This window comes from Saccharopolyspora elongata (assembly GCF_004348985.1).
Lineage (GTDB): Bacteria > Actinomycetota > Actinomycetes > Mycobacteriales > Pseudonocardiaceae > Saccharopolyspora > Saccharopolyspora elongata.
Genome location: NZ_SMKW01000029.1, coordinates 43,198 through 68,218, shown reverse-complemented (window position 1 = coordinate 68,218; position 25,021 = coordinate 43,198). Strand labels below are relative to the sequence as shown.

Here is a 25,021-nt window from a genome sequence, read left to right as displayed (position 1 = left end):
CGGCGCATCAACGCGGTCCGCAACGGTGATCCGCTCGTGGAAGCACATCCCGCCGACGACGGGCTCGTCTACGGCAGCTACGGCCTGGACCAGTGCCTGGACATCGCCCAGAGCGCGCTCGCCCGCGGCAACGGTGTGCCCGCCCCGGAAGGCGAGCACTGGCGGACCGGCGAGGGCATGGCCGTGGCGATGATCGCGACGATGGCCCCCCCGCGGACACATCTCCAAGACGACGCTGTCGGTGCTGCCGGACGGCACCTTCACGGCCGGTGCCGGAACCAGCGAGTTCGGCAACGGGACCACGACCGTCCACACCCAGATCGTGGCGACGACCATGTCGACCGACCTGGACCGCGTGCGGCTGACCAACTCCGACACCGACGGAGCCGCCTACGACACGGGAGCGTTCGCGTCAGCGGGCACCACGGTGGCGGGAAAGGCGTTGCACGCGGCCGCGGTCGCACTGCGCACTCTCCTGCTCCGCGCCGCCGCGGAGATCACCGGCACCGATCCGGCGGACTGCTCGTTGTTCGCCGATGGCGTCCGGACACCGGAGCGGGTCGTCGGCTTCCCCGAAGCCATCCGCGCTTGCCCGGCGGCCAACCGGGACGGTGACGGCGCGTTCGCGAGAGGGGAGGAGCGCGGCGAGTTCCGGTCGCTGGCCTGGAACGTGCAGGCGTTCCGCGTGGCGGTCGACATCCGCACCGGTGCGGTGCGGATCCTGCAGTCGGTGCAGGCCGCGGACGCCGGCACCGTGATGAACCCGGAGCAGTGCCGCGGCCAGGTGGAGGGCGGCGTCGCCCAGGCCATCGGCACGTCGCTGTACGAAGAGGTCATGGTCGAGGAGGGGAACCTGCTGACCCCGGTGCTGCGCACCTACCGGATCCCGCAGATGGCCGACGTCCCGGAGACCGAGGTGCACTTCGCCAAGACCTTCGACGACCTCGGACCGTTCGGGGCGAAGTCGATGAGCGAGAGCCCGTTCAACCCCGTCCCGGCGGCCCTGGGCAACGCCATCCGCCGAGCGGTCGGCACCCGCCCCCACGAGACACCGTTCTCGCGCGACCGAATCTGGCGAATGCTGAGCAACCCGGACGAGATGCCGAGCTGGTGCGCGCCCGTCCACGTGATCGACCGACGGGAAGAACCTCGCACGGTCAGTGCCAGTGCGGATCTTCGATGACAAGGAACCGAACCGCCCGCACAGGACCGGCGGGGCGCGGTCGGCTGAACCCCATGGCTCCGGTTCCCGCCCCGGAGCTCGGTTTCTCGGAACCGCTTCGCCAGCGGTTTTTCTCTGCTGTCGAAGGAAAATCAGCGTGACCGGTGCCGGTCGCTCCGATCACGCCGCGGTCGGAGCTGCATGATCTCGCCGATCCCGTCCTGCCGGCCGTGAGGGCGGTGCCGGAACTTTCAGGAGGGTGTGGCTCGGTCGCTGGTGGGGTGCACGAGATCGATGTACTCCTGCGGCAGCTGGTCGAACGACAGCTTTGGTAGTGACGCTACGGCTCGCCGAAGCCGCGGTGGCCGTTGATCAGGACGGGGGTGCGGAATTCCACACCAGCCGCTTGCGCGCGACCTCCGTTTCCAGATCGACGCCGTACTTGCGTGCGTAGTTCGCCGACACGGCTTCGACCTTGTTGACCAACTCGTCGAGGTTCACGCCCGCAGCCTAGGCACGCGGGTGCTCACGTTTCCGGCGCCGCGTCAGCCATCCTGGATGCGCCGGGCCAGCACGTAGTACGGATCGTCCGCGTCCCGGCTCCCGCGCGGTCCGTTGCCTTCCGGGGCGAGTTGTGCGCCCACCGTCGAGTGCGTCCACTCGCGCACCGCGAACCGCTCGACGATCGCCCATCGCCCGTCGCGCTCGGCCATGTGATCGACGTAGCGGAAGCCGCTGATGAAGTTGCGCCGCGGATCCGATTCCGGCGATCCCCAGTGGACGGCCGTCCCGTACGTCTCGGCGACCGCCTGGTCACCGTGCAGCTCGCAGAGGTGGTTGCCGACGATGTGCATGGTGCCGGTGAAGCCGCTGAGCAGGGGACGCACCCACTCGACGTATTCGTCGACCGTGCCGTCGAATCCGGTGTGGTGGTCGATGCCGCCGAGGTGGTAGGCCGAGCGCACCAGGTCGAAGTCGAGCCGGTCGATCCCGCGGCAGTAGCGCAGCACGACCTCGCGGATCCGCTGCCCGTCCAGCAGTTCGGTCAGCGGATCGGTCACTGGGTCACCGTCCAGCCGCCGTCGACCGGCAGCAGGACGCCGTTGATGTAGGAGGCGAGCGGGCAGAGCAGGAACAGCGCGGCCCACGCGATGTCGTCACCGGTCGCCATCCGCTTCATCGGGTTCTTCTCCAACGACCGCTGCCCGACATCGCTCTGCACGAAGCCCTGCAGCCGCGGGGTGTCGGTCATGCCCGGGGCGACCGCGTTGCTGCGCACCTCGGCGTTCCGGTAGGTGGCGAGATGCCTGGTGTAGCCGGCGATCCCCGCCTTGGCGGCGCAGTACCAGGGCGAGTCCGTGCCGATGAGGTTGCCGGCCAGCGACGAGACGTTCACCAGCGCGGCACCCTGGGGAACCCCGCCGGCGAGCCAGGTCTCGGTCATCAACCGGACGCTGCCGACCGCGATCCGGACGCCCTCGTCGAAGTCGAGGTTCCCGGCGGAGGAAGGCCCAGCGTTGTTCACCAGGTAGCGGATCTCGCCGAGGCGACGACTCTCGGCGAAGCCCCGCTCGACCTCGGCCGGCGCGGAGACGTCGGCGGTGACCGCGACGGCCTTGCCGCCGGACGCGGTGATCCGGTCGACGGTGGCGGCGACGGCGCTCTCGTCGAGGTCCCAGGCGGCGACGGCGAGCCCCAGCTCTGCGGCACGGAGGGCGACGGCCTCGCCGATGCCGCTCCCGGCGCCGCTGACCAGCAGGACGTCTCCAGGGGTGAAACCGAGGTCGATGGTGTGCTGAGCGGTGTTCGGCACGGGTGCTCCTCGAAGGGTAGTCGGTGGTCAGACGCCGTATCCGCCGTCCACGTCGAGCTTCTGCCCGGTGATGAACTTCGCGCGGTCCGACGCGAGGAAGCACGCGGCTTCCGCGATGTCCTGGGCGCTGCCGAAGGCGCGCAGCGGGATGTTGCGCTTGGTGACCTCCAGCGCCCGCTCGTCGAGGTCGCCGCTGGCCATCAGCTCGGCGGCCATGCCGTCGGTCAGCATGCCGGGGCCGACGCAGTTCACGCGGATCCCGAACCGGCCCTCCTCGGCGGCGAGCGCCCGGGCCGTCGCCTCGACGGCGCCCTTGGGGCCCGCGGACAGCCCGTCGCGGACCGGGTAGCGGTGGGTGGCCGCAGTGGTGATCGCGACGATCGAGCCCCTGCTGGCGCGCAGCGCGGGCAGCGCGGCGTGCACGACGTTGAAGAACGCCTCGGCCTCGGCGGCGAGGTGTTTGGCGAAGTCCGCCGGTTCGACCTTGGAGAGGTGGACCTGCGGGATCAGTGGACCTGCCGCGTGGACGAGCGTGTGGATCGCGCCGAAGCGTTCGACGACGCTGTTCAGGTAGACCTTGCTCTGCTCGGCGTCGGTGAGGTCGAGCCGGTCCGCTGCGGTCGCCCCGCCGCGCTCGGCGAGCTCCGCGACCAGGCGCTCGGCGGCCCGCTGGTCGCTGCGGTAGGTCAGGGCGACCCCGGCGCCGCGTTCGGCGAGCATCCGGCAGATCGCGGTACCGAGACCGCCGGTCCCGCCGGTCACCACCGCGACGCCGCGCCTGTCCTGGAAATCCGTCACGATCGGCCTTTCCGTTGTGGTGCCCAAGGGGTTGTTTCAGATTGGTGCGCGGGCATGTGCGGGACGTGGTCGTCTGGGGGCAGGGCGCCGGTTTCGCGCGAAAGCGGCGTTCCCCGTGAGGCGTGTTGGCGGTTTCGCGCGAAACCGCCGCCTGTCAGGCACCGGGTGTCTCCAGGACGAGCCGGGCGGAGCCATTCCGAAATGTCCTCTCTAGGGATTGTTCGGGAAGTTGGTCCAGCCCTTGCCGTCGGCGCGGCCGTACCAGCCCGAGGCGGCCAGCGTGCCTCCGTCGACCGGCAGGGTGTGGCCGGTGATGTAGCAGGCCTCGTCCGAGGCGAGGAACTGCACGGCCGCGGCGTAGTCGTCCGCGTCGCCGAAACGGCCGAGCGGGACCCAGGTCCGGATCAGCTCGGGATCGCGGCCGCGGAGCATCGCGGCGGCGGGAGTCTGCGGGGTGTCCGCGAGATCGGGCGCGATGGCGTTCACCCTGACGCCGTGCTGCCCGACCTCCACCGCCAGGCTCTTCGTGAACGCCGAGACTCCGGCGTTGAACGCCGAGTAGGCGGCCTTGCCCGGAATGCCGCGGAAGGCCTCGACGGTCGAGTTGTTCACGATGGCGCCGCGACGCTGCTCGATCATGGTCGGCAGCAGCGCGTGGGTCATGGTGAACACGTGGTGCAGGTTCAGCTCGTAGAGCCGGCGCCACTGCTCCGGCGTCGATCGCACGAACGTCCAGGACGTCGGGCGGAAGTCCCCGACGTTGTTGACCAGCACGTCGACCCGGCCGTCTCCCGCGGACAGCGCCGCCCCGGCGGTCTCGGCCACCACGTCGTCGTCGGTGATGTCGCCGACGACGACCACGCAGCGACCGCCGGCGGCCTCGATCTCCAGTTGCGCGGCGCGGGCGGCGTCGCCGTCCAAGTCGTTGAGCACGACGAGGTCCCCTGCGCGGGCGAACCGGCGGCTGATGGCGCCGCCGATCCCGAGCGCACCTCCGGTCACAACGCAGATCCGTGGTCGGTCAGTCATCTTCGCTCCAGGAGGGGACGCGCGAGCGGCGTGGTGTTCGGGTCTCGATCCAGTCGATGGACAGCTCCCGGTGCGCGAACACCCACGCGCCGTCCTGCCTGCGGTAGCCGTCGGCGTAGCGCAGGTGCCACACGACGTTGATCGGCTCGCCCGACGACCGCTTGCCCAGGTGGTGGGCGATGCACGCGATGCGGCCGGTCGCGGTCCGCCCGTCGCCGTCGAAGACCTGACCGACGATCGCGTGCTGGGTGAGTTCGAAAGCCTCGACGGCGCGTAGTGCGCCGGCGATCGCCGATCGGCCACTGTGGACGTCGGATGGGCCGAGCTCGGCGGGCGGGGACGGCATCGCCAGCACGGCGTCCTCGGTGAACAGGGCCGCCGCCGTGGCGAACGCGCGGTCGTCCACGGCGGCCGCGTAGCGGGCGACCAGGTCGGCGAGCTCCACCCGGTCGGCCGTGCTGAGCATCATCGCCCGGCCAGGCCGAGCCGCTGCGCGCACGCGGAGAGCTCGTCCTTGACCGCGGCCAGGTCGGTGGTCGGCGTGGGCTGCAGCACGATCCGGCTCGCGCCCCGCGCGGCCAGCGACTCGGCTTTCTCGGTGGTGATCGCCGAGACGAGGTGCCCGAGCGTGACCTCAAGCGCGTCGGGATCGCGGTCCGCCGCTTCGGCTTCCTGCCGCATCAGGTCGATGAGCTGCTGCAGTTCGGCGCCGCCGACGCCGAGCGGCTGCAGGCCGTCGCCACGGCGTCCCGCTCGCCGCGCGGCCGCGCGGCTGTGCCCGCCGATGTGGATGGGGACCCCGCCGGGCCGGACCGGCTTCGGGTAGGTCATCGCCCCGGCGAAGGAGAAGAACCGGCCGTCGTGGTCGACACCGGTCGGCGACCGGTCGGCCCACAGCTTGCGCAGCACGTCGATCTGCTCGTCGGCCCGCCGCCCCCGGGTCTCGAACTCGGCCCCGCACGCCTCGATCTCCTCCCGCATCCAGCCCATGCCGACGCACAGGCGCAGCCGGCCGCCGGAGAGCGCGTCGAGGGTCGCCGCTCGCTTGGCCAGCACCACCGGATGGTGGTTGGGCAGCACGAGCACGCCCGTGGCCAGCTCGATGCGGGTCGTGTGCGCGGCGAGGAACATCAGCAGGTCCAGCGGATCCGGGATGTCGCAGTCGTCGGCCAGCTCCATCTTCCCGGAACTCGCGTAGGGGTAGACGCTGGAGTACCGGCTGACCACGACGGCGTGCTCGACCGCGACGATCGATTCGAACCCGCATGCCTCGGCGTGCCGGGCGAACTCGCCCATCCAATCGGGCCGGGCGGTGACGCCGGCCGCCACCGGAGCCATTACGGCGTATCTCATAACGGAATCCTACGAGAGCGAGACGAGAATACAAACCTAGCGTTTGCTTGTTTATGTGGTTACGATGGCGCGCGCTCCGGCATCGCCGCGCGCATCGCGGTGCTATGCCCAATGTGGACTGTTGCGGGGAAGGGGTCCGCTTTCCTGTGGCGCTCACCCGGCGCGCGGTGAGCCGCCGAGCGCAGATCACCCGCCGTCGGTGAGAATTCGACGTCCACCCGGGCGACGCTACATTTCTCGCGAAACCGCGTACCACCTGCGAAAACGGTGCGGTGCGGCCACGGGGAGTGAGGGGTGTGTCGTCACCCTGGGACGGCGCAATTTCTCGCGAAATCGCGTTCGTGCGATCGGCGAGGTTCAGGGCCGGGTCGGCGGCTGGTGACCGCTGCCGACCCGGCGCGTCACGCTTCCTTCGCCGCGGGGCGGAGCTTGGTCTTGAGGATCTTGCCGCTGGCGTTCTTCGGCAGCTCGTCCCGGACGACGATCTCCCTCGGCACCTTGAAGTTCGCGAGCCGAGCCCGGCAGTACTCGATCAGTGCGTCCTCCGTCGGCCTGCTTCCGCCGCGCGGCACCACGAACGCAAGGGCGACCGAGCCCATCCGCTGGTCGGGCTTCGCCACGACGGCAGACTCCGACACCTCCGGGTGCGTGGCGAGGACGTTCTCCACCTCGGCCGGGTAGACGTTGAACCCGCCGACGGTGAACATGTCCTTGATCCGGTCGGTGACCTGCAGGCACCCGTGCTCGTCGAGACGGCCCACGTCGCCGGTGCGCAGCCACCCGTCGGCGTCGATGGTCTCGGCGGTGGCCCGCTCGTCCTCGAAGTAGCCGAGCATGACGTTGCGGCCCCGGATCAGGATCTCGCCCTCGTCGCCGGCGGGCACGTCGTCGCCCGCGGGGTCCACGATGCGGAGCTCCATCCCGTCGACGGGCGGGCCGGTCGTCTCCGCGATGTGCGCCGGGTCGTCGTCCGGGAGGGACTGGGTCACCACGACCGCCTCGGTCAGGCCGTAGGCCTGGCTCACGGACGTGAAGCCCAGCTCGTCGCGCATCCGCTGGAACAGCGACTTCGGCACCGTCGCGGCCCCGGCGACGGAGAACCGCAGCGACGAGAGGTCGTACTCCGCCAGCCGGGGGTGGTTGAGCAGGGACGTGAACAGGGTCGGCGCGCCGGGCAGCACCGAGATCCGCTCCGCCTGGATGAGTTCGAGCAGCTCGTCGGCCTGGAAGGTGGCGACCGGGTAGATCGTGCTCCCCGCGGTGATCGCGGTGATCATGCCGGCCTTGTAGCCGAAACCGTGGAAGAACGGGTTGACGATGGCGTAGCGGTCGGCCGTGCTCAGCTCGGCCCGCTCGGCCCAGACCCGCGCGACGTCGATCGTCTGCCGGTGCGCCGTGAGCACGCCCTTGGGGACGCCCGTGGTGCCCGAGGTGAACATGATGTCGCAGATGTCGTCGGGCGTCACCGCTGCGACCATCGCCTCGAACCGGTCGTGGTCCACCGAGCGGCCGCCGGAGATGAAGTCCGGCCAGCCGAGCACGCCGTCGGCGGGCTGCCCGCCCAGGTCCACCACGGTGTGCAGGTGGGGCAACCCCGGGATGGGGCCGTCCCCGGCCTGACCAGGCGATTCCGCGGCGGCGGTGCGGAGCATCCCGAGGAAGTCGATGTCCAGGAACCCGTTGGCGAGGACGAGCGTCGAGGCGCGGGAGCGGGCTAGGACGGTCGCCGCCTCGTGGCCCCGGTAGCGGCTGTTGAGCGGGACGACGATGGCACCGATGGACTGCGCACCCAGGAGCGCGAGGATGAACTCCAGCCGGTTCGGCGCCCAGATGGCCGCGCGGTCGCCCCGGCGCAGGCCGCGCGCCGCATACGCGCGCGCCGTCTCGGTCACGAGCCCGGCCAGCTGTTCGTAGGTGACCCGGATGTCCCCGTCGACGACGGCAGGTTGGTCGGGATGCCGCCGTGCGGCCTCCGCGACGAGGAGGGGGATCGTCATCGGGGGGTTCACCGTGCCCACGCTCTCCTTCGAGACGACCAAATGCTTGCTAGGTGATCCTAGCGGCGGGTGCGCCCGCAGACCAGGCCTTGTGCGGTGCGGGACCGGCGTGCCGCGGCAGGCAGTGGCGGGTGCGCGGGCGCGGCTGTGGCAGACTGTCGACCAAACGCTTGTTGTTGTGGGGGAATCGCGGTCTGCGGGAAGGAAGGCGAGATGGCGACGAGGACCCGGCCGGGGTCGGCCAAGCGAGGTGCGGCCTCGGCAGGAGGCGGCAGCGGCTCCGACCGGCGGAGCCAGCTGCTGAGCATCGCCGCGACGCTGTTCGCCACGAGAGGGTACGCCGAGACCACCGTCCGGGACATCGCCGACGAGGCGGGCATCCTCTCGGGCAGCCTCTACCACCACTTCAGCTCGAAGGAGGCGATGCTCGACGAGATCCTGCGGGACTTCCTGTCCGCCCTGCGCGACCGGTTCCGCAAGATCGAGCAGGACAGCGTCGACCCCCGCGCGGCGCTCGACGAGCTGATCGTCGCGTCCTTCGAGGCCATCTCCGCGACCCCGCACGCGGTCGCGCTCTACCAGGCTCAGGTGGTGGCGCTCGCCCGCCAGCCCGGCTTCGAGTACGTCGGCGAGTTCAGCCGGGAGATCGAGAAGATCTGGCTGCGGTTGCTGGTCGCCGGGCAGAAGGCCGGGATCTTCCGCGCCGACGTCGACATGAACATCACCTACCGGTTCATCCGCGACACCGTGTGGTCGTCCGTGCGCTGGTACCGCCCTCGCGGCAAGTACAAGCCGGAGGCCATCGCCAAGCAGTACCTCCACGTCCTCTACGGCGGCCTCCTCGCGAGCTAGCTGCGGCTGTCCGCCCGGACACCCTCGCGGATCGGTCGCAGCTCCTCGCCGATGGGTCGGCTCCTCCCGGCTTGGGCCGGAAGGGGCGTCAGCCGACTCGTCGCCGCCCGCCCGCCGCGCGTTCGGCCGTCTTCGACGGCTTCGTCTTGCCGCGACGAGTTGCGGATCCAACCGCCAGAACGGTGACGTCGCTGCGGACGAGCCCATCGTGACGGCGTCGTCCACGAACGCTTATCGGGATTGAGTCGACCCAGACAATTGCGGCGTCGCGAAAGCGGCCGCCCGGCGGCTCGCCGAGAACCTCGCGGTCGAATGGGCGGATCGCGGCGTCCGGTAGAACGCCATCGCGCCCGGGCGCGCGCTGACCCCATGGTCCAGGAGATGGTCGACCGGGGCTGCGATACCGGGGCCACCCGCGCCCACGCTCCGCTGGGCCAGCTGGCCCGTCCGCGCTATCGAGTTCCTGGTCCGGGAAGATCCTTTCGCCAACGGGTTCTGCCTGTCGGTCGACGGCAGTGGGGAAGTGTGGCGGAGCCGAGTCCTGTGGCATCCGGGCGGTGCATGCCGTTGCTGGACGCGGAAGTGGGCCTCGTCGACGCCGTCGATTTCTACGGCCCCCGGCAAAGCTCTGTGCGAGTTCCCCGGATCCGGCCCGCTTGATGCCGTAGATGCCGTGGATTGGTACGGACGACCTCGCTCCATTCCCCGGGAGAGTGTATGGTCCACCACACCAAGCGCTTGCTCGGTGATCGGCACGAGGGATGTGGGATGTGACGGAGCAGCTGGTGGACTTGCGGGACAAGGTCGTGTTCATCACCGGTGCCGCACAGGGGCAGGGCGCCGAGCACGCCAGAACGCTGGCGCGGCTCGGGGCCGACGTGGTGCTTGCCGACCTGGACGAGCGCGCGGTTGCTGCGGTCGCTGCGGAGATCGAGGCGAAGACCCTCGCCCTGGAACTGGACGTGCGGAGCAAGAGCGCGTGGGACGAGGCGATGCGGCGCACTCGGGCCGAGTTCGGCCGGGTCGACGTGCTCGTCAACAACGCGGGGTTCTACGGAGTGGCCCCGCTGGCGGCGCTCGAGGATGACCACCTCGTGCGGGCGCTGGACGTCAACCTGGTCGGGCCGATCCTCGGGATGCAGGCCGTGCTCCCGCTGATGCGCGACCGGGGCGGCTCGATCATCAACGTCGCCTCGATCGCGGGACTCACGGGGTTCGCCGGTGGGATCGGGTACGGCGCCTCGAAGTGGGGGCTGCGCGGGGCGAGCAAGTCGGCGGCCAAGGAGCTCGGCGAGTTCGGGATCCGGGTCAACTGCATCTGCCCCGGCGCGATCGACACCGCGATGATCTCCGACGAGACCAGAGCGGGCGGCGGCGCGGTGGCGAACCAGCCGATCCCGCGGGTCGGTGCGCCCGCGGAGGTGTCCGCGCTCGTGGCGTTCCTGGCCGGCGACGCAAGCAGCTACTGCACCGGGCAGGACTTCGTGATCGACGGCGGCCAGACGATCTGAGGAGGCGAACGTGTTCGACGCAGAGGTCGCGGCGGTCATCCGGTCGCTCGACGCGGGATTCCCGAAGGTCGAGGAGATGACCGGGGCGGAGGCGCGGGCGGCGATCGCGGCGCGGCGGCAACCGGTGCGCAACCGGGATGATGTGGCGCGCACCGAAGACCGCGAGATCCCCGGACCCGGGGGCGGTGTGCCCGTCCGCCTGTACTTCCCGCACCGGCGCGGTGACGAACCGTTGCCGGTCGTCGTCTTCTGCCACGGTGGCGGGTTCGTGTTCTGCGACATCGAGTCGCACGACGCGTTCTGCCGCGAGCTGTCGGGACGGACGTCGTCGGTGGTGGTCTCGGTGGACTACCGGCTCGCGCCCGAGCACAAGGCGCCGGCCGCCGTCCTCGACGCCTATGCCGCACTGACCTGGGCCGCCGACAACGCCCGCGGGTTCGGTGGAGACCCGGACCGGCTGCTGATCGCCGGCGACAGCGCGGGCGGGAACCTCGCCGCTGCCGCCTGCCTGATGGCCCGGGACAACGGAGGGCCAGCGGTGGCCGGCCAAGTGCTGATCTACCCCGTGCTCGACCCGTCGTGCGACACCGGCAGCTACCGCGAGTACGGCACCGGTTACGGGAACACCAGGGCCGCCATGGAGTGGTACTGGCGCCAGTACCTGCCGGCGGACGGCGTGGCCGGGCCCCGGCACCAGGTCGTCCCGCCCGCCGCGCACACCTTGCGCGGCCTGCCGCCCGCCGTCGTCGTCACCGCGGGCCTGGACCCGCTGTCCGACGAGGGAAGGGCGTACGCGGCCGCGCTGGCCCGGGACGGAGTTCCGGTGACGCACCGGCACTATCCGGGCCTGTTCCACGGGTTCCTGACCATCATGTCCCTGCGGGCCGCCCGGTCGGCCCGCGATCTGCTGTGGCACGACCTGTGCGCAGCTACGGAGCAAGGAGCAACGTCTTGACCATCGGAGCTCACAGCGCGGTGCGCGACGTCCTGGTCGTCGGCGCCGGATTCGCCGGTCTGTACGCCGTGCACGCGTTCCGGCGAGCCGGATTCGACGTGATCTGCCTCGAAGCAGGCGAGGACGTCGGCGGCACGTGGTTCTTCAACCGCTATCCCGGCGCCCGCTGCGACGTGGAGAGCATCGACTACTCCTACTCGTTCGACGAAGACCTGCAGCGCGACTGGGTGTGGACCGAGCGCTACGCGACCCAGCCGGAGATCCTCTCCTACATCCGCCACGTCGCGGACCGGTTCGACCTGCGCTCGCACGTCGAGTTGAACAAGCGGGTCGTGGCCGCGGACTTCGACGAGAGCGCGTCGCGGTGGGCGGTGCGCACCGAGGACGGGGACGAGCACCTCGCGCGGTACGTCCTGTTCGCCACCGGTTCGCTGTCGGCCCCGAACAAGCCGGACATCCCCGGCGCCGACACCTTCGCCGGCGAGACGTACTTCACCGCGCGCTGGCCGGAGCCCGGCCCGTCTCTGCGGGGCAAGCGCGTCGGCATCATCGGCACGGGCTCGTCGTCGGTCCAGTCGGTGCCGATCCTCGCCGGGGAGGCCGACTCGCTCACCGTTTTCCAGCGCACGCCGAACTACAGCGTGCCCGCGCTGAACCGGCAGCTCACCGACGCCGACCAGCGCCGCATCCGCGAGGAATACCCGGCGCGGCGGGCGAAGGCGCGCATGAGCGGCGGCGGATCGCCGCACCAGCCGCACCCGAAGCGCGCGGCCGAATGCACCCCGGAAGAGCGCGAGGCCGCGCTGGAGGCGGGGTGGCGCAACGGTGGTGTGCTGTTCGGCAAGACCTTCCCCGACCAGTTCACCGACATCGAGGCGAACGACTTCGCGCGCGAGTTCGCGGAGCGGAAGATCCGGCAGATCGTTGCGGACCCGCGCACCGCCGAGGACCTGATCCCCACCGACCACCCCATCGGGACCAAGCGGATCTGCACCGACTCCGGGTACTTCGAGACGTTCAACCTGGACAAGGTCGCGCTGGTCAACCTGCGCCGGGAACCCATCACGCGGATCACCGGCGCGGGCATCGAGACCAGCGCGGGATTCCACGAGCTGGACGTGCTGGTCTACGCCACCGGGTTCGACGCGATGACAGGCGCGCTCACGCGGATCGACATCACCGGCCCGCGCGGCGACCGGATCCAGGACGCGTGGGCCGAGGGGCCGGTCACCTACCTCGGCGTGCAGATTCCCGGCTTCCCCAACCTCTTCACCGTCAACGGCCCCGGCGCGCCATCGGTGCTGTCCAACATGGTGCTGACCGCGGAGCAGCAGGTCGACTGGCTGGCCGAGCTGATCCGGCACGCCGACGAGACCGGGGCCGCCCAGGTGGAAGTGCGCGACGACGCCGCGGTGAAGTGGACCGATCACGTCCAGCAGGCGGCGGACGCCACGCTGTTCCCCCGGGCCAACTCCTGGTACCTCGGCGCGAACATCGAGGGCAAGCCGCGCCGGTTCATGCCCTACGTGGCAGGGCTGGGCGCCTACCGCGAGCGCTGCGAGGCGATCAAGGCCGACGGCTACGAGGGATTCGTGTTCACGGCTCGCTGACGGTGGAGCGGCGGGGGCGACCCCGCCGCTCGCGCGGCCTACGGGACAACGAGGTACCGGCAGATGGCCCCTCCGGCGCTGCGGACGCGCGCCACCCGACCGCAATTTCAATGGAAATCGGACCTTCGATTTCCATTGAAATTGCGGGAGTTGTCCACAGGCGTCGGCGTGTCGTGGCCCGCCGAAGGTCTGGAAGGTCAGCAGGGCCGGGCCGTCTTCCTGTTGGTTCCGGCCTTCGAGGTCTGTGGGGGGTGGGGCAACTCGGCTTCGCCGTGCGCGTCTCGCCGGACGATTTCGTCGTTGCTGACCGGGTTTCGCGCCAATTTGCGAATCGGTGCTCGCCGCTGCTGTCGCGGCGAGCACCGATTTTCGTGTCAGGCCGCGGTGATCGCCGCGAGGACGCGGGCGCGGTGGGTCGCCGTGGTGCCCCAGGCAGCGACCAGGGCGCGCACCTTCGTGATCCACAGACCGAGATCGTGCTCCAGCGTGTAGCCGATCGCGCCGTGCACCTGCAGCGCCGTGCGGGCAGCGAGGTAGGCCGCATCGGAGGCGGCGACCTTGGCCGCCGACACGTCCCGCGCGGCATCGGCCGACCCCACCGACACCGCCGCGCCGTGCAGCAGCGGCCGGGCGAAGTCGAGCGCCACGCGGACATCGGCGAGCGCGTGCTTGAGGGCCTGGAACTCGCCGATCGCCCGGCCGAACTGACGCCGGTTCTTGGCGTACTCCACGGCTTCCTCGAGCAGGCGCTCGCCGGCGCCCAGCAGCTGGGCCGAGCAGGCGAGCGCGGCAGCGTCAAGAGCGGCGGCGACCGCGCCGGTCGGCAGCGCGGCGAGCCGGTCCTTCGCCGTCACCTCGAAGAGCCTGCGGGTGCTGTCCACGGAACGCCGCAGCGATCCCGCTTCCGCGAGGTTCAGCTCGTCGCCGTCGACCAGCAGGACGCGGTCGGCGACATCGGCGTCGAGTGCGAAGGGCGTGCCGGGCGGCGCGGCGAGTGTGACCACCCGGCTTCCGGCGGCCAGCTCCGCGAGCGATTCCGGGTCGGTCGCCTGCAGCAGCGCGGGCGCGACGACGACGGACTCGATGTAGGGCCCGGGCACGAGGTGGCGGCCGATCTGCTCGAACGCGACGACCAGGTCGATCGGCGACGCCCCGAGCCCGCCGGCATCCTCCGGGACGCACAGGGCGTGCACGCCGAGATCGGCCAGGCGCTGCCAGATCTTCCGCCCGGACGCCGCATCGCCCTCGCCCCACGCGCGGGCCGCGCCCGGCACTTCCGCGGTGCCGAGGAAGTCGTCCAGCGACCGGGAGAAGGCGAGCTGTTCGTCGTTCAATGCGAACCTCATCGGGCGCGGCCCTCCTTCGGCAGGCCGAGCAAGCGCTCGGCCACGATGTTGCGCTGGATCTCGTTCGTCCCCGCGTAGATGGGCCCCGACAGCGAGAACAGGTAACCGTCCAACCACGCGCCGTCGGCCGCCGCGTCCGGGCCGCGCAGCTCGGACTCCGGGCCGAGGAGATCCAGTGCGGTCTCGTGCAGCGCGACGTCGAGTTGGGACCAGAACAGCTTGTTCACGCTGCCGTGCGCGCCGATGTCGCCGCCGCCGGAAAGCCGCGTGACCGTGCCCCACGTGTAGAGCCGGTAGGCCTGCGCCGCGATCCACGAGTCGACCACGCGGTCGCGCAGGTGCGGCTGGTCCGCGCCGCGCTCGCGCCACAGCGCCACCAACCGGTCGGCTGCCGCGCAGAACCGGCCCGGTGAGCGCAACGACAGGCCGCGCTCGTTGCCCGCGGTGCTCATGGCCACCCGCCAGCCGTCGCCCGGCGCGCCGAGCACGTCGGCATCGGGCACGAACACGTCGTCGAAGAAGATCTCCGCGAAGCCGGGGTGCCCGTCCAGCTGCGGGATCGGCCGGATGGTGATGCCATCGGCGTTCAACGGGAACAGGAAGTAGGTCAGCCCGCGGTGCCTTTCGGCGTCCGGGTCCGAGCGGAACAGGCCGAACCCGCGGTCGGCGAAGGGCGCCCGCGAGCTCCAAGTCTTCTGCCCGTTGAGCACCCAGCCGCCGCGTGCGTCGTCGCGCGTGGCCGTGCTGCGGATCGACGCGAGGTCGCTGCCGGCCTCGGGCTCCGACCACGCCTGGGCCCAGATCTCGGTGCCGTCCGCCATCGACGGCAGGTACCGGTCCCGCTGTTCCCGGGTGCCGTGCCCGAAGATGATCGGGGCGAGCAACGAGATCCCGTTCTGCGCGACGCGCACCGGCGCGCCGCTGCGGTAGTACTCCTCTTCGAAGAGGACCCACTCGATCATCGAGGCGTCCCGGCCGCGGTACTCCGCCGGCCACGAGACGACCGACCAGCGGGCCTCGGCGAGGGTGGCCTCCCATTCCCGGCGGGCCGCGAACCCCTCGGCGGAATCCAGCGGCGGCAGCGGCTTCGCCGGGACGTGGTCGTGCAGCCAGGCCCGGGCTTCGTCGCGGAAGGCCAGCTCCTGCGCGGTGAAGTCGATGTTCATGCGTCCTTGTCTTTCCGCTCGGCCGCGTCGCGCATCTTGCGCGCGTCCATCCCGGCCAGGGAGTCGCCGCCGACCTCCGCGTTGTGCGCGTGCGCGGCGTGGTGCAGGCCGAACACCGAGTCCATGCCGGCCCGCATGCCCTGCAGGTCCTCCGCCTGGTTGATCGCCTTCTTGGTCAGGGCGAGACCGAAGCCCGGCATCGCGCCGATGCGGCCGGCGAGGTCGAGGGTGAAGGATTCCAGCTCGGCCCGCTCCACGACGTGGTTGACCATGCCCAGCTCGTGCGCGCGCTGCGCGGGCATGCGGTCGCCGGTGTAGAGGAACTCCTTGGCGGCGCGCGGGTTCATGACCCACGGGTGGGCGAAGTACTCGACGCCCGGGATGCCCATCTTCACCACCGGGTCGGCGAAGAACGCGTCGTCGGAGGCGACGATGAAGTCGCACGACCAGGCGAGCATCAGCCCGCCGGCCACGCACGCGCCGTGCACCATCGCGATCATCGGCTTCGGGATCTCCCGCCACCGGCGGCACATGCCGAGGTAGACCTCCGACTCGCGCGCGAAGCGGCGGTCCACGCCCTCCCGGCCGGTGTGGTCCCACCAGATCACGGCCTTGCGGTCGAAGCTCTGGTCGGCGTCGCGCTCCGGCGTGCCGATGTCGTGCCCTGCGCAGAAGTGCTTGCCGTTGCCAGCGAGCACGATCACCTTGACCTCGTCGTCGTCCACGGCGCGGCTGAACGCTGCATCGAGCGCGTAGGTCATCTTCGAGTTCTGCGCGTTGCGGTACTCGGGCCGGTTCAGGGTCACGAGGGCGACCGCGCCTCGGCGTTCGTAGGTGACCACCGAGTCGTCGCTGGTACTGGGCATGCTCCTTCACGTCCTTTCCCAAACAAGTGCTTGGTTTGCTACCCTACGGGAGATCGCCGGTCCTTGGCCAGGACCCGCGGTCATCCGCTCACAGCAATCGGTTCGGGAGCCGCAGTGACGTCGTCGAAGAAGGAACAGCCCACGCCGGAATGCCCGCCGGCCCACCGCCTGCTCGAAGGCAGGACCGTCGTGGTCACCGCCGCCGCGGGGGCCGGGATCGGGGCCGCCGCCGCCCGCCGGTGCCTCGAAGAGGGCGCCAAGGCCGTCGTCATCGGCGACACGCACGAGCGGCGCCTCGCCGAGTCGGAGAAGGCGCTGGCCGGCGAGTTCGGCGGCGACCGGGTCGCCGCGGTCGTGTGCGACGTGACCGACGAGGCGCAGATCGACGCGTTGTTCGACGCGGCCGAGGCGTTCGGCGGCGCGGACGTGGTGATCAACAATGCCGGTCTTGGCGGCACTGCATCCGTGCTGGAGATGACCGACGAGCAGTGGCACAAGGTCCTCGACGTGACGCTGACCGGCACGTTCCGCTGCGTCCGGGCGGCCGGCAAGCGCATGGTCGAAGCAGGCAAGAAGGGCGTCATCGTCAACAACGCCTCGGTGGTGGGCTGGCGCGCGCAGGAGGGGCAGGCCCACTATGCGGCGGCGAAGGCCGGCGTGATGGCGCTGACCCGATGCGCCGCGATGGACCTGGCTCCGCACGGCATCCGGGTCAACGCGGTCTCGCCCAGCCTGGCCATGCACCCGTTCCTGGCGAAGGTCACCAGCGACGAGTTGCTCGCCGAGCTCAAGGGCCGGGAGGCGTTCGGCCGCGCGGCCGAACCGTGGGAGATCGCCAACGTGATGGTCTTCCTCGCCAGCGACTACGCGTCGTACCTCACCGGCGAGGTCCTGTCCGCCAGCAGCCAGCACGCCTGAGCGCCCGCCGCCGAACGCCTTTCCGGCATCGGTAGCGGGCGTTGCGCGGGCGAGCCGAGCGGCATCGCCGCTTCGAGGGCCAAGGGGCCGTTTCGGCAGGGACGCGGGTACGTGTGAGGCCTGGTCGCCTGGAGCGCTGGGCGCCGGTTTCGCGCGAAAACGGCATTCCGCGTGAGGGTGGGTGCCGGTTTCGCGCGAAAACGCCACCACGGCACCTTCGGGGTGAGCCTGCCCCGAGCTTTTCCGGAATCGCCCCAAGACCGGGGCCGGGTTCGAGAACCGGCGCCAAGACACTTCGATCCGAGGAGAACTCCGTGACCGAGGCCTACATCGTCGACGCCGTCCGCACTCCCGTCGGGCGGCGCGGGGGAGCGCTCGCCGGGATGCACTCGGCGGACCTCGGCGCGCACGCCATCCGCGCGCTCGTGGATCGCACCGGGGTGGACCCCGGCGCGGTCGACGACGTCATCTTCGGCTGCTGCGACACGATCGGTTCCCAGGCCGGGGACGTCGCGCGGACCGCGTGGCTGGTGGCCGGCCTGCCCGACCACGTGCCGGGCGTGACCGTCGACCGGCAGTGCGGGTCGAGCCAGCAGGCCGTCCACTTCGCGGCGCAGGGCGTGCTCTCCGGCACCGCCGACCTCATCGTGGCGGGTGGGGTGCAGAACATGTCCGCCATCCCGATCTCGGCCGCGATGATCGTCGGCCGGCAGTACGGCTTCAGCACGCCCTTCGCCGAGTCGCCCGGCTGGCTCAAGCGCTACGGCGACCAGGAGGTGTCGCAGTTCCGCTCGGCCGAGATGATCGCCGAGCGCTGGAACATCTCGCGGGCCGACATGGAGGCCTACGCCTACGAGAGCCACCAGCGGGCAATCGCCGCGATCGACGGGGGCCGGTTCGCCGCGGAGATCGCGCCGGTCGACGACTTCGACACCGACGAGGGACCCCGGCGCGACACCAGTCTCGAGAAGATGGCGGGCCTGCAGCCCGTCGCGGGCGGTGAGCGGATCACGGCGGCGGTCGCGTCGCAGATCAGCGACGCCTCGGCCGCGGTCCTGATCGCCTCGCCGCGCGCGGTCGAAGAGCACGGCCTGACTCCGCGTGCGCGCATCCACCACATCTCGGTGCGCGGCGCCGACCCGGTCTGGATGCTGACCGGCCCCATCCCGGCGACCAGGCACGCGCTGGAGCGGACCGGGATGGCGATCGGCGACTTCGACCTGTTCGAGGTCAACGAGGCGTTCGCGTCCGTCGTGCTGGCGTGGGCGAAGGAGACCGGCGCGGACCTGGCCAGGACGAACGTCAACGGCGGCGGGATCGCGCTCGGCCATCCGATCGGGGCGACGGGCGCCCGGTTGATGACGACGATGCTGCACGAGCTGGAGCGCCGCGGCGGGCGGTTCGCGTTGCAGACGATGTGCGAGGGCGGCGGCCAGGCCAACGTCACGATCATCGAACGCCTCTAGCACCTGTTCGAGAACTCGTTCTGCACATCGGCACAGGTGCCGTCGTTTCCGTGGCTGATCGCCTGGGCTGGGGGATTCCGGGCTGGCGCACTCCCGGCGGCACGCGTCGCCGGGGCCGTCCTCGTTCGCCGGTTCGGCGGCCGATGGCCTGTTCTCCGCAATTTCAATGGAAATCGGAGGTCTGATTTCCATTGAAATTGCGGACCACCCCGGCGGTGGGGGTGCCGCCGGCCTGAACTCCTGAAGTGGTAGCCGCGGTCGAGGGATCCCGTGGGGCGCTTTCTCGATCGCGTTGCGCGGGCCGGGGCTGCGCCGGTCAGGTGCTTGAACCAAGCGCTTGCTTGTTATCGGGATCGTGTGGTTATCTGGGCGCATGACGGAGCACGACGGGCCGACGGCCGGCATCTGCGCGGGACGGGTCGCCATCATCACCGGTGCCGGGCAGGGCCTCGGCCGGGCGCACGCCCTCGAATTCGCGCGCCACGGCGCCAAGGTCGTCCTCAACGACATGTCCCCGTCCGTCGAGGACGTCGCCGCGGAGGTGCGGGCCGCGGGAGGCGAGGCGGTCGCGGTCGTGGCCGACATCGCCGACTGGGCGGCCGCCGAGGGCGTGATCGACCTCGCCGTGAGCACGTTCGGCAGGCTCGACACCCTCGTCAACAACGCGGGCATCAACCGGGACCGGATGCTGGTCAACATGAGCGAGTCCGAGTGGGACCAGGTCATGACCGTCAACCTCAAGGGGCATTTCGCCCCGCTGCGCCACGCGGTCGCGTGGTGGCGGGACCAGGCCAAGGCGGGCAACCGGATCGCCGCCCGGGTGGTCAACACGTCGTCCGGGGCCGGGCTGATGGGCAGCGTCGGCCAGGGGAACTACGGCGCGAGCAAGGCAGGCATCGCCGCGCTGACCCAGGTCGCCGCGGTCGAGTTCGCCCGCTACGGCGTGGTCGTCAACGCCATCGCCCCGTCGGCGCGGACCCCGATGACGGAGGCGGTCTTCGCGGAGAAGATGGCCAAGCCCGCCGACGGCTTCGACGCGATGGACCCGGCGAACGTTTCCAGCCTCGTGGTGTGGTTGGGCAGCGACGAGGCCACCACGACCGGCCGGGTCTTCGAGATCGAAGGCGGCGAGGTCTCCCTCGCCGACGGGTGGCGGCACGGCCCGCCCGCGGTGAAGGACGGCCGGTGGGAGCCGCGGGAGCTGACGGCGGTCATCGCCGACCTGGTCGCGAAGGCCGAACCGCCGACACCCGTGTACGGGGCCTGACGATGACCAACGGTGATGAGGAATTCCGCGCCGAGGTGCGCGAATGGCTGGCCGACGAGCTGACCGGCGAGTTCGCCGACGTCGTCGGTCTCGGCGGTTCGGGCCGGGAGGACGAGGCGCTCGACCGCAGGCTGGCGTGGGAACGCCGGCTCGGTTCGGGCGGCTGGATCGGCCTCGGCTGGCCCGTCGAGCACGGCGGCCGCGGTGCTTCCCTGGCGCAGCAGGTGATCTTCCACGAGGAGTACGCGAGGGCAGGTGGGCCCGGGCGTTTGCTGCACATGAGCGAGCAGCTCGTCGGCCCGACGATCCTCGCGTTCGGCTCCGACGAGCAGAAGCGGCGCTTCCTGCCCGGAATCCTGTCGGGCGAGGCGCTCTGGTGCCAGGGCTACTCCGAGCCGGGTGCGGGATCCGACCTCGCAGGTGTCCGCACGCGCGCGGTGCGCGAGGGGGACGAGTACGTCCTGAACGGGCAGAAGGTGTGGACCTCGCTCGCGCACGTCGCCGACTGGTGCTTCGTGCTCGCGCGCACCGATCCGGGGTCGAGCCGGCATGCGGGCCTGTCCTACCTGCTGGTCCCGATGGACCAGCCCGGCGTCGAGGTGCGGCCGATCCAGCAGATCACCGGCACCAGCGAGTTCAACGAGGTGTTCTTCGACGACGCCCGGACGCCGGTGGCCAACCGGGTCGGCGACGAGGGCGACGGCTGGCGGGTCGCGATGGGCACGCTCGGCTTCGAACGCGGCGTCGCCACGCTCGGCCAGCAGATCGGCTTCCAGCGCGAGTTCGACCACGTCGTCGAGCTCGCCAGGGCAGGCGGCACGCTGGCCGATCCGGAGCTGCGCCAGCGCATTGTGCAATCGTGGATCGACCTGCGGGTCATGCGCTACACCGCGGTGTCGACGCTGCGGTCGGCCGGCAGTTCGGTGTCCGGGTTCGAGGCGTCGCTGTCCAAGCTGCAGTGGGCCACGTGGCACCGGGACCTGGGGGAGCTGGCCGTCGATGTCGTCGGGTCGGCGGCGCTCACCGTCGACGAGCCCTACGACCTCTCGCCCGAGCAGACGGCATTCCTGTTCAGCCGGTCGGACACGATCTACGGCGGCTCGAACGAGATCCAGCGCAACATCATCGCCGAGCGCGTTCTCGGGCTGCCTCGCGGATGAAACGGAGTACCCGGTGAGCGAGAACGAAGACCTGCGCGAAGAGATGCGCAAGGCGGTCGCCGACTTCCTCCGCGCCGAGTCGGACCGGCGGGCGGCGATGGACGGCGACGACGGCTACGACCGGGCGCTTTTCAGGCGCGGCGTAGCGGACCTGGGGCTCGGCGGGCTCCCGGTGCCGGAGCGGTTCGGCGGCCTGGGGCTCGGGTTCGCCGAGGCCGCTGTGGTGATCGAGGAATTCGGGCGCGCCGTCGCGCCATCACCGCTGCCGGACACGCTGATCGCCGGGACGCTGCTGGGCGAGTCGGCCAACGTGGGGTCGCTGGGTGAACCCGGCGTGGCCTTGCTCGAGAGGCTCGCCGAGGAGCCGGTCGCGATCGCCGTGGCCGGCCTCACCGAGACACCCGGTCGCGGGCCGGTCGTGGCGGCCGGCGGAGGGCTGTCGGGCGTGGTCGGTGCGGTCCCGCACGGCGCGGCGGCGGACGTGTTGCTGGTGATCAGCGGCGAAGGGGACGACGCCGCTGTCCATCTCGTGTCCCCGGAGCAGCCGGGAGTGACCCGCACGCCGCGCCGGGCGCTGGACCACACGCGCCGGCTCGCGGACGTCGAACTCGCCGGTGCTCGCGCGGACCGCCTGTCGCCCGAGGGCGATGGCGGGGCCCTCGCACGCCGGCTGATCGCCCTCGCCCGGATAGCGTTGGCCGCCGAGTCCGCCGCCGCGGCGCAGGCATGCCTCGACGAGACCGTGGGCTACCTCAAGGTGCGGGAGCAGTTCGGGCGGGCGATCGGCTCGTTCCAGGCGCTCAAGCACCGGTGCGCCGATCTCGCGGTCGCGGTCCACGGCGCCGTCGCCACCGCGCAGTACGCGGTGCGGTTCGCCGCCACCGGTGAGGCGACCGACGAGCTGGGCGACGACCTGGCGACCGTCGCCGCGGTGGCGAAGGTGGTCGGCGCGGACACCCTGATGCGGGTGGCCGCGGATTGCCTGCAACTGCACGGCGGCGTCGGGTTCACCTTCGAGCACGATCTGCACCTGTACTTCAAGCGGGGCAAGGCGAATCAACTGCTCGCCGGGTCGGGACCGGCGTTGCGTCGGCAGCTGGCCGCACGTCTGTGAACGGGATCCCGGACAGCGGGACCGGCGCTGGGCCTGCGCGGCGAATCGCGCAAACGTAGCGGTGTGCTTGCATCGATGGCCAATTCCGGGAATTCCAACGATCTTTCGATCGCCGATGCGGTCGACCGCCTCAGCAGGGCCGAGCGGACGGGAATCCCCGCCGAGCCGGTGCGGGACGTTCTCGGCGACACGGACATCGCGCTCGCCTACGCCGTGCAGCAGGAGCTCGCGCGGCGGCGTGAGGCCAGGGGAGCGGTGGCGGTGGGCAGGAAGATCGGGCTGACCTCGCCCGCCGTCCAGCGGCAGATGGGCGTCGAACAGCCCGACTTCGGAGTGCTCTTCGCCGACATGGACGTCTCGGGCCGGGCCGTGATCCCGTTCCACCGATTGCTGCAGCCGAGGGTCGAGGCGGAGATCGCCTTCGTGCTGAAGGCGGATCTGGCCGATGGCGAGCTCGACGAGGAGCAGGTCCGCGCCGCGGTCGACTACGCCGTGCCGGCGCTGGAGATCGTCGACAGCCGGATCGCCGGATGGGACATCGCGATCACCGACACCATCGCGGACAACGCCTCCAGCGGGCTGTTCGTGCTGGCCGAGCACCGGCTCGCGCTCGACGAGTTCGAGCCGCGGGAGGCGGCCATGCGGCTGTACGCCGACGACGAGTTGGTCTCGGAGGGTGACGGGGCCGCGTGCCTCGGTGATCCGCTCGCCGCACTCGCCTGGCTGGCCCGGACGGCGTTGTCCTTCGGCGATCCGCTGCGCGCCGGGCAGATCGTGCTCTCGGGAGCACTGGGCCCGCTGGTCCCGGTCGCACCGGGCATGCGGTTCCGCGCCGTCATCGACCCGCTCGGCGAGGTCACCACGACGTTCTCCGCGAAAGAAGCATGACGGCGCACGGGCTTCCTCGTCGAGGGAACCCGTTGCGGTTCCAGCAGTTCCGGTCGCAGATGCTCCGCGGGGACCGGCTACGCCAGGTATCGCGCGAGGAGCAGCCGGGCCGCCAGCCGCATGTCGGCCTCCGCCTGCTTGATCGTCGTCTTGCGGCTGAGGCTGGAGATGAGCACTCCCCACCAGCTGAACACGAGCAGGCGGACGGTGCTGCGGTCTTCCTCGCTGGGTGCGGACTTCCCGAGGGTGCGGAGGATGGCGTGGGAGAGCGCCGAGTCGTTGTCCGGATACCCGCTCGGGTCCGTGGTGTAGCTGGCGGCGGTGCTCTGGACCATCGCCGCGCACAGCAGGGGTCGGCGGAGCAGCTCGCGGCTCAGCGCCACCAGGACCTCGCCGATGTCGGTGACGACGTCTTCGCCGCCGATCGGCCAGAGCTGTTCGACGAACTTGCCGAGCTGCGCCTCGAACACCGCGGTGAACAGGTGCGTCTTGGACGGGAAGTAGCGGTAGACCGTCCCGATCGCGACACCGGCGTCCTTGGCGACCTCGTGCATCTGCACGCGGTCGAAGTCCGCCGTGGCACCGAGTTCCGCGGCGGCGTCGAGAATGCGATCGCGGCGCGCGACCTGGCCTTTCGACACCGGCGATGCGGGAGGCCGCACATCGGCGATTCTGGCCACTGTTCCCCCTGTTCTGGCCGCACGTCCGGATGCTCCGGTTTCAGGATAGAGGCGGCGGTGGTGCGTGGTTTACGCGGCGGACGTCAGATCCGGTGGCTAGAGCCAGTCGCCGCCGTCTCCGACGGTGAGGAAGCGGGTCATCGCCTCGCTCGACCACGTCTGCTGGGGGGCCGCCAGGTCGGGCCGCGGCAGGGCGGGGCCGGCGAAGAACTCGTTCGACACGGCGTGCGCCGCCTGCATGAGGAGGGGCGCGACCCGTTCCATGGGCGTTTGCACGTCGCCCACCACGGAGATCGCCGCCGCGGGACCTTCCTGGCCGCGCAGTGCGATACCGATGCAGCTGACGTGGGCGAAGCACTCGCCGCGTTCGAAGGCCAGGCCGCGACGGCGCCTGATGCGATCCAGTTCCTGGTGCAGGATGCCCAGATCGCCGATGCTGCGCGGGGTCCGGCGCACCGCGTCGGCGTACTCGGTGTCGATCCGCTCCGGGGGCAGCCAGGCGAGCATCGCCTTGCCCAGCGCCGTGCAGTGCGCCGGAGCCCGGCCGCCGACGCGCGAGGGCACGTCGACCGCGGACCGCCCGCCCACCTTGTCGAGGTAGTACACCTCGGTGCCGGAGAGGACCGCCAGGTGCACGACCAGCTTGGTGCGGATCGCCAGGTCGTGGAGCACCGGTGCCGCCGCGCTGCGCAGGGCGTTCTGCCCGATCTCGCGGCCACCGAGCCCGAGCGCTCGTTTGCCGAGCCGGTAGCCGGACGTTGTGTGGTCGAGCCAGCGCAACCGGACCAGCTGGTCGAGGATGCGGTGGGCCGTCGAGCGGGGCAGACGGGTCCGCCGGGTCACCTCCTCCAGGTTCCGACGGGTGTGCGGGTGTTCGAACAGGTCCAGGATCAGCGTCATCCGCTCCACCATGGACGGCGGTACCGGCTCCTCGACTGCCGACTCGGCATTCATCCTCAACGTTGAGGTCATGCCACACCTCCCGCGACCGCAAAATGGAATTGATTCTAAAACAAGCTAGCAGCGACTCGGGCCGACGAAAAGTGCCTGAACGATGACTGCGGCGGCCA

General features: G+C 70.9%; 24 protein-coding genes. 11 read left to right on the top strand and 13 right to left on the bottom strand.

Features of this window, described 5'->3' with window-relative positions:
• The first annotated feature begins 220 nt into the window (after window positions 1-220).
• Entirely contained in the window at window positions 221-1,183 is a 963-nt protein-coding gene (locus tag E1288_RS48085; RefSeq protein WP_328592470.1) for a xanthine dehydrogenase family protein molybdopterin-binding subunit, read from the top strand.
• 351 nt (window positions 1,184-1,534) lie between these two features.
• On the opposite strand, the gene E1288_RS49870 is transcribed toward E1288_RS48085, so the two are convergent.
• The 8 genes from E1288_RS49870 to E1288_RS21825 form a co-directional block, all read right to left on the bottom strand.
• Window positions 1,535-1,663 (bottom strand): hypothetical protein, encoded by a 129-nt coding sequence (locus tag E1288_RS49870; protein WP_268951853.1) that lies wholly within the window; start codon window positions 1,661-1,663, stop codon window positions 1,535-1,537.
• Window positions 1,664-1,707: 44 nt separating this feature from the next.
• Window positions 1,708-2,223 carry a nuclear transport factor 2 family protein gene (locus tag E1288_RS21855; RefSeq protein ID WP_132487916.1) on the bottom strand — a complete coding sequence of 172 codons (516 nt, stop codon included), beginning with the start codon at window positions 2,221-2,223 and terminating at the stop codon, window positions 1,708-1,710.
• Window positions 2,220-2,975 (bottom strand): SDR family NAD(P)-dependent oxidoreductase, encoded by a 756-nt coding sequence (locus tag E1288_RS21850; protein ID WP_132487914.1) that lies wholly within the window; start codon window positions 2,973-2,975, stop codon window positions 2,220-2,222. The genes E1288_RS21855 and E1288_RS21850 overlap by 4 nt, the downstream gene beginning before the upstream one ends.
• A 27-nt stretch (window positions 2,976-3,002) precedes the next feature.
• A complete protein-coding gene (locus E1288_RS21845; RefSeq protein ID WP_132487912.1) occupies window positions 3,003-3,773 on the bottom strand; it encodes an SDR family NAD(P)-dependent oxidoreductase in 771 nt (256 codons plus the stop codon).
• 210 nt (window positions 3,774-3,983) lie between these two features.
• The gene (locus tag E1288_RS21840) at window positions 3,984-4,802 is read right to left on the bottom strand and encodes an SDR family NAD(P)-dependent oxidoreductase (RefSeq protein WP_132487910.1); all 819 of its coding nucleotides are present in this window, start codon (window positions 4,800-4,802) and stop codon (window positions 3,984-3,986) included.
• A complete protein-coding gene (locus tag E1288_RS21835) occupies window positions 4,795-5,301 on the bottom strand; it encodes a nuclear transport factor 2 family protein (RefSeq protein ID WP_207954481.1) in 507 nt (168 codons plus the stop codon). Before E1288_RS21835 ends, E1288_RS21840 begins: the two co-directional genes overlap by 8 nt.
• On the bottom strand, window positions 5,268-6,155 hold the full coding sequence (locus E1288_RS21830) for an LLM class F420-dependent oxidoreductase (RefSeq protein WP_132487908.1): 888 nt from the start codon (window positions 6,153-6,155) through the stop codon (window positions 5,268-5,270). Before E1288_RS21830 ends, E1288_RS21835 begins: the two co-directional genes overlap by 34 nt.
• A gap of 401 nt (window positions 6,156-6,556) precedes the next feature.
• Window positions 6,557-8,152: an AMP-binding protein gene (locus tag E1288_RS21825; RefSeq protein WP_132487906.1), complete on the bottom strand. Its 1,596-nt coding sequence runs from the start codon at window positions 8,150-8,152 to the stop codon at window positions 6,557-6,559.
• Between the two features lie 213 nt (window positions 8,153-8,365).
• On the opposite strand from E1288_RS21825, the gene E1288_RS21820 reads away from it, so the two are divergent.
• From E1288_RS21820 to E1288_RS21805, 4 genes are all read left to right on the top strand, one after another.
• Window positions 8,366-9,004, top strand: a complete 639-nt coding sequence (locus E1288_RS21820) for a TetR/AcrR family transcriptional regulator (RefSeq protein ID WP_132487904.1) — start codon at window positions 8,366-8,368, stop codon at window positions 9,002-9,004.
• A 770-nt stretch (window positions 9,005-9,774) separates the two neighbouring features.
• Window positions 9,775-10,515, top strand: coding sequence for an SDR family NAD(P)-dependent oxidoreductase (locus E1288_RS21815; protein WP_132487902.1), 741 nt, complete (start codon window positions 9,775-9,777; stop codon window positions 10,513-10,515).
• Between the two features lie 10 nt (window positions 10,516-10,525).
• Window positions 10,526-11,470 (top strand): alpha/beta hydrolase, encoded by a 945-nt coding sequence (locus E1288_RS21810; RefSeq protein ID WP_207954480.1) that lies wholly within the window; start codon window positions 10,526-10,528, stop codon window positions 11,468-11,470.
• Complete coding sequence (locus E1288_RS21805; protein ID WP_235883720.1) at window positions 11,467-13,080, top strand: flavin-containing monooxygenase; 1,614 nt, start codon at window positions 11,467-11,469, stop codon at window positions 13,078-13,080. Before E1288_RS21810 ends, E1288_RS21805 begins: the two co-directional genes overlap by 4 nt.
• 374 nt (window positions 13,081-13,454) lie before the next feature.
• Here E1288_RS21805 and E1288_RS21800 read toward each other — a convergent pair whose 3' ends face one another.
• From E1288_RS21800 to E1288_RS21790, 3 genes are read right to left on the bottom strand one after another with little or no spacing between them, the layout of a single operon-like run.
• Window positions 13,455-14,426 carry an acyl-CoA dehydrogenase family protein gene (locus E1288_RS21800; RefSeq protein WP_132487900.1) on the bottom strand — a complete coding sequence of 324 codons (972 nt, stop codon included), beginning with the start codon at window positions 14,424-14,426 and terminating at the stop codon, window positions 13,455-13,457.
• Window positions 14,423-15,592 carry an acyl-CoA dehydrogenase family protein gene (locus E1288_RS21795; protein ID WP_132487898.1) on the bottom strand — a complete coding sequence of 390 codons (1,170 nt, stop codon included), beginning with the start codon at window positions 15,590-15,592 and terminating at the stop codon, window positions 14,423-14,425. The genes E1288_RS21800 and E1288_RS21795 overlap by 4 nt, the downstream gene beginning before the upstream one ends.
• Entirely contained in the window at window positions 15,589-16,458 is an 870-nt protein-coding gene (locus E1288_RS21790) for an enoyl-CoA hydratase (protein WP_093266532.1), read from the bottom strand. The genes E1288_RS21795 and E1288_RS21790 overlap by 4 nt, the downstream gene beginning before the upstream one ends.
• 114 nt (window positions 16,459-16,572) lie before the next feature.
• On the opposite strand from E1288_RS21790, the gene E1288_RS21785 reads away from it, so the two are divergent.
• From E1288_RS21785 to E1288_RS21760, 6 genes are all read left to right on the top strand, one after another.
• The gene (locus E1288_RS21785) at window positions 16,573-17,376 is read left to right on the top strand and encodes an SDR family oxidoreductase (RefSeq protein ID WP_132487896.1); all 804 of its coding nucleotides are present in this window, start codon (window positions 16,573-16,575) and stop codon (window positions 17,374-17,376) included.
• A 314-nt stretch (window positions 17,377-17,690) separates the two neighbouring features.
• Window positions 17,691-18,842, top strand: coding sequence for an acetyl-CoA C-acetyltransferase (locus E1288_RS21780; protein WP_132487894.1), 1,152 nt, complete (start codon window positions 17,691-17,693; stop codon window positions 18,840-18,842).
• A 373-nt stretch (window positions 18,843-19,215) separates the two neighbouring features.
• Window positions 19,216-20,109 (top strand): SDR family oxidoreductase, encoded by an 894-nt coding sequence (locus tag E1288_RS21775; protein ID WP_132487892.1) that lies wholly within the window; start codon window positions 19,216-19,218, stop codon window positions 20,107-20,109.
• A gap of 2 nt (window positions 20,110-20,111) precedes the next feature.
• Window positions 20,112-21,269 carry an acyl-CoA dehydrogenase family protein gene (locus E1288_RS21770; RefSeq protein ID WP_132487890.1) on the top strand — a complete coding sequence of 386 codons (1,158 nt, stop codon included), beginning with the start codon at window positions 20,112-20,114 and terminating at the stop codon, window positions 21,267-21,269.
• Between the two features lie 13 nt (window positions 21,270-21,282).
• A complete protein-coding gene (locus tag E1288_RS21765) occupies window positions 21,283-22,383 on the top strand; it encodes an acyl-CoA dehydrogenase family protein (RefSeq protein WP_132487888.1) in 1,101 nt (366 codons plus the stop codon).
• A 75-nt stretch (window positions 22,384-22,458) separates the two neighbouring features.
• Entirely contained in the window at window positions 22,459-23,271 is an 813-nt protein-coding gene (locus E1288_RS21760) for a 2-keto-4-pentenoate hydratase (protein WP_132487886.1), read from the top strand.
• A 77-nt stretch (window positions 23,272-23,348) separates the two neighbouring features.
• Here E1288_RS21760 and E1288_RS21755 read toward each other — a convergent pair whose 3' ends face one another.
• On the bottom strand, window positions 23,349-23,912 hold the full coding sequence (locus tag E1288_RS21755) for a TetR/AcrR family transcriptional regulator (protein WP_235883719.1): 564 nt from the start codon (window positions 23,910-23,912) through the stop codon (window positions 23,349-23,351).
• Window positions 23,913-24,047: 135 nt separating this feature from the next.
• The gene (locus E1288_RS21750; protein ID WP_207954479.1) at window positions 24,048-24,923 is read right to left on the bottom strand and encodes an IclR family transcriptional regulator; all 876 of its coding nucleotides are present in this window, start codon (window positions 24,921-24,923) and stop codon (window positions 24,048-24,050) included.
• Window positions 24,924-25,021 lie beyond the last annotated feature (98 nt).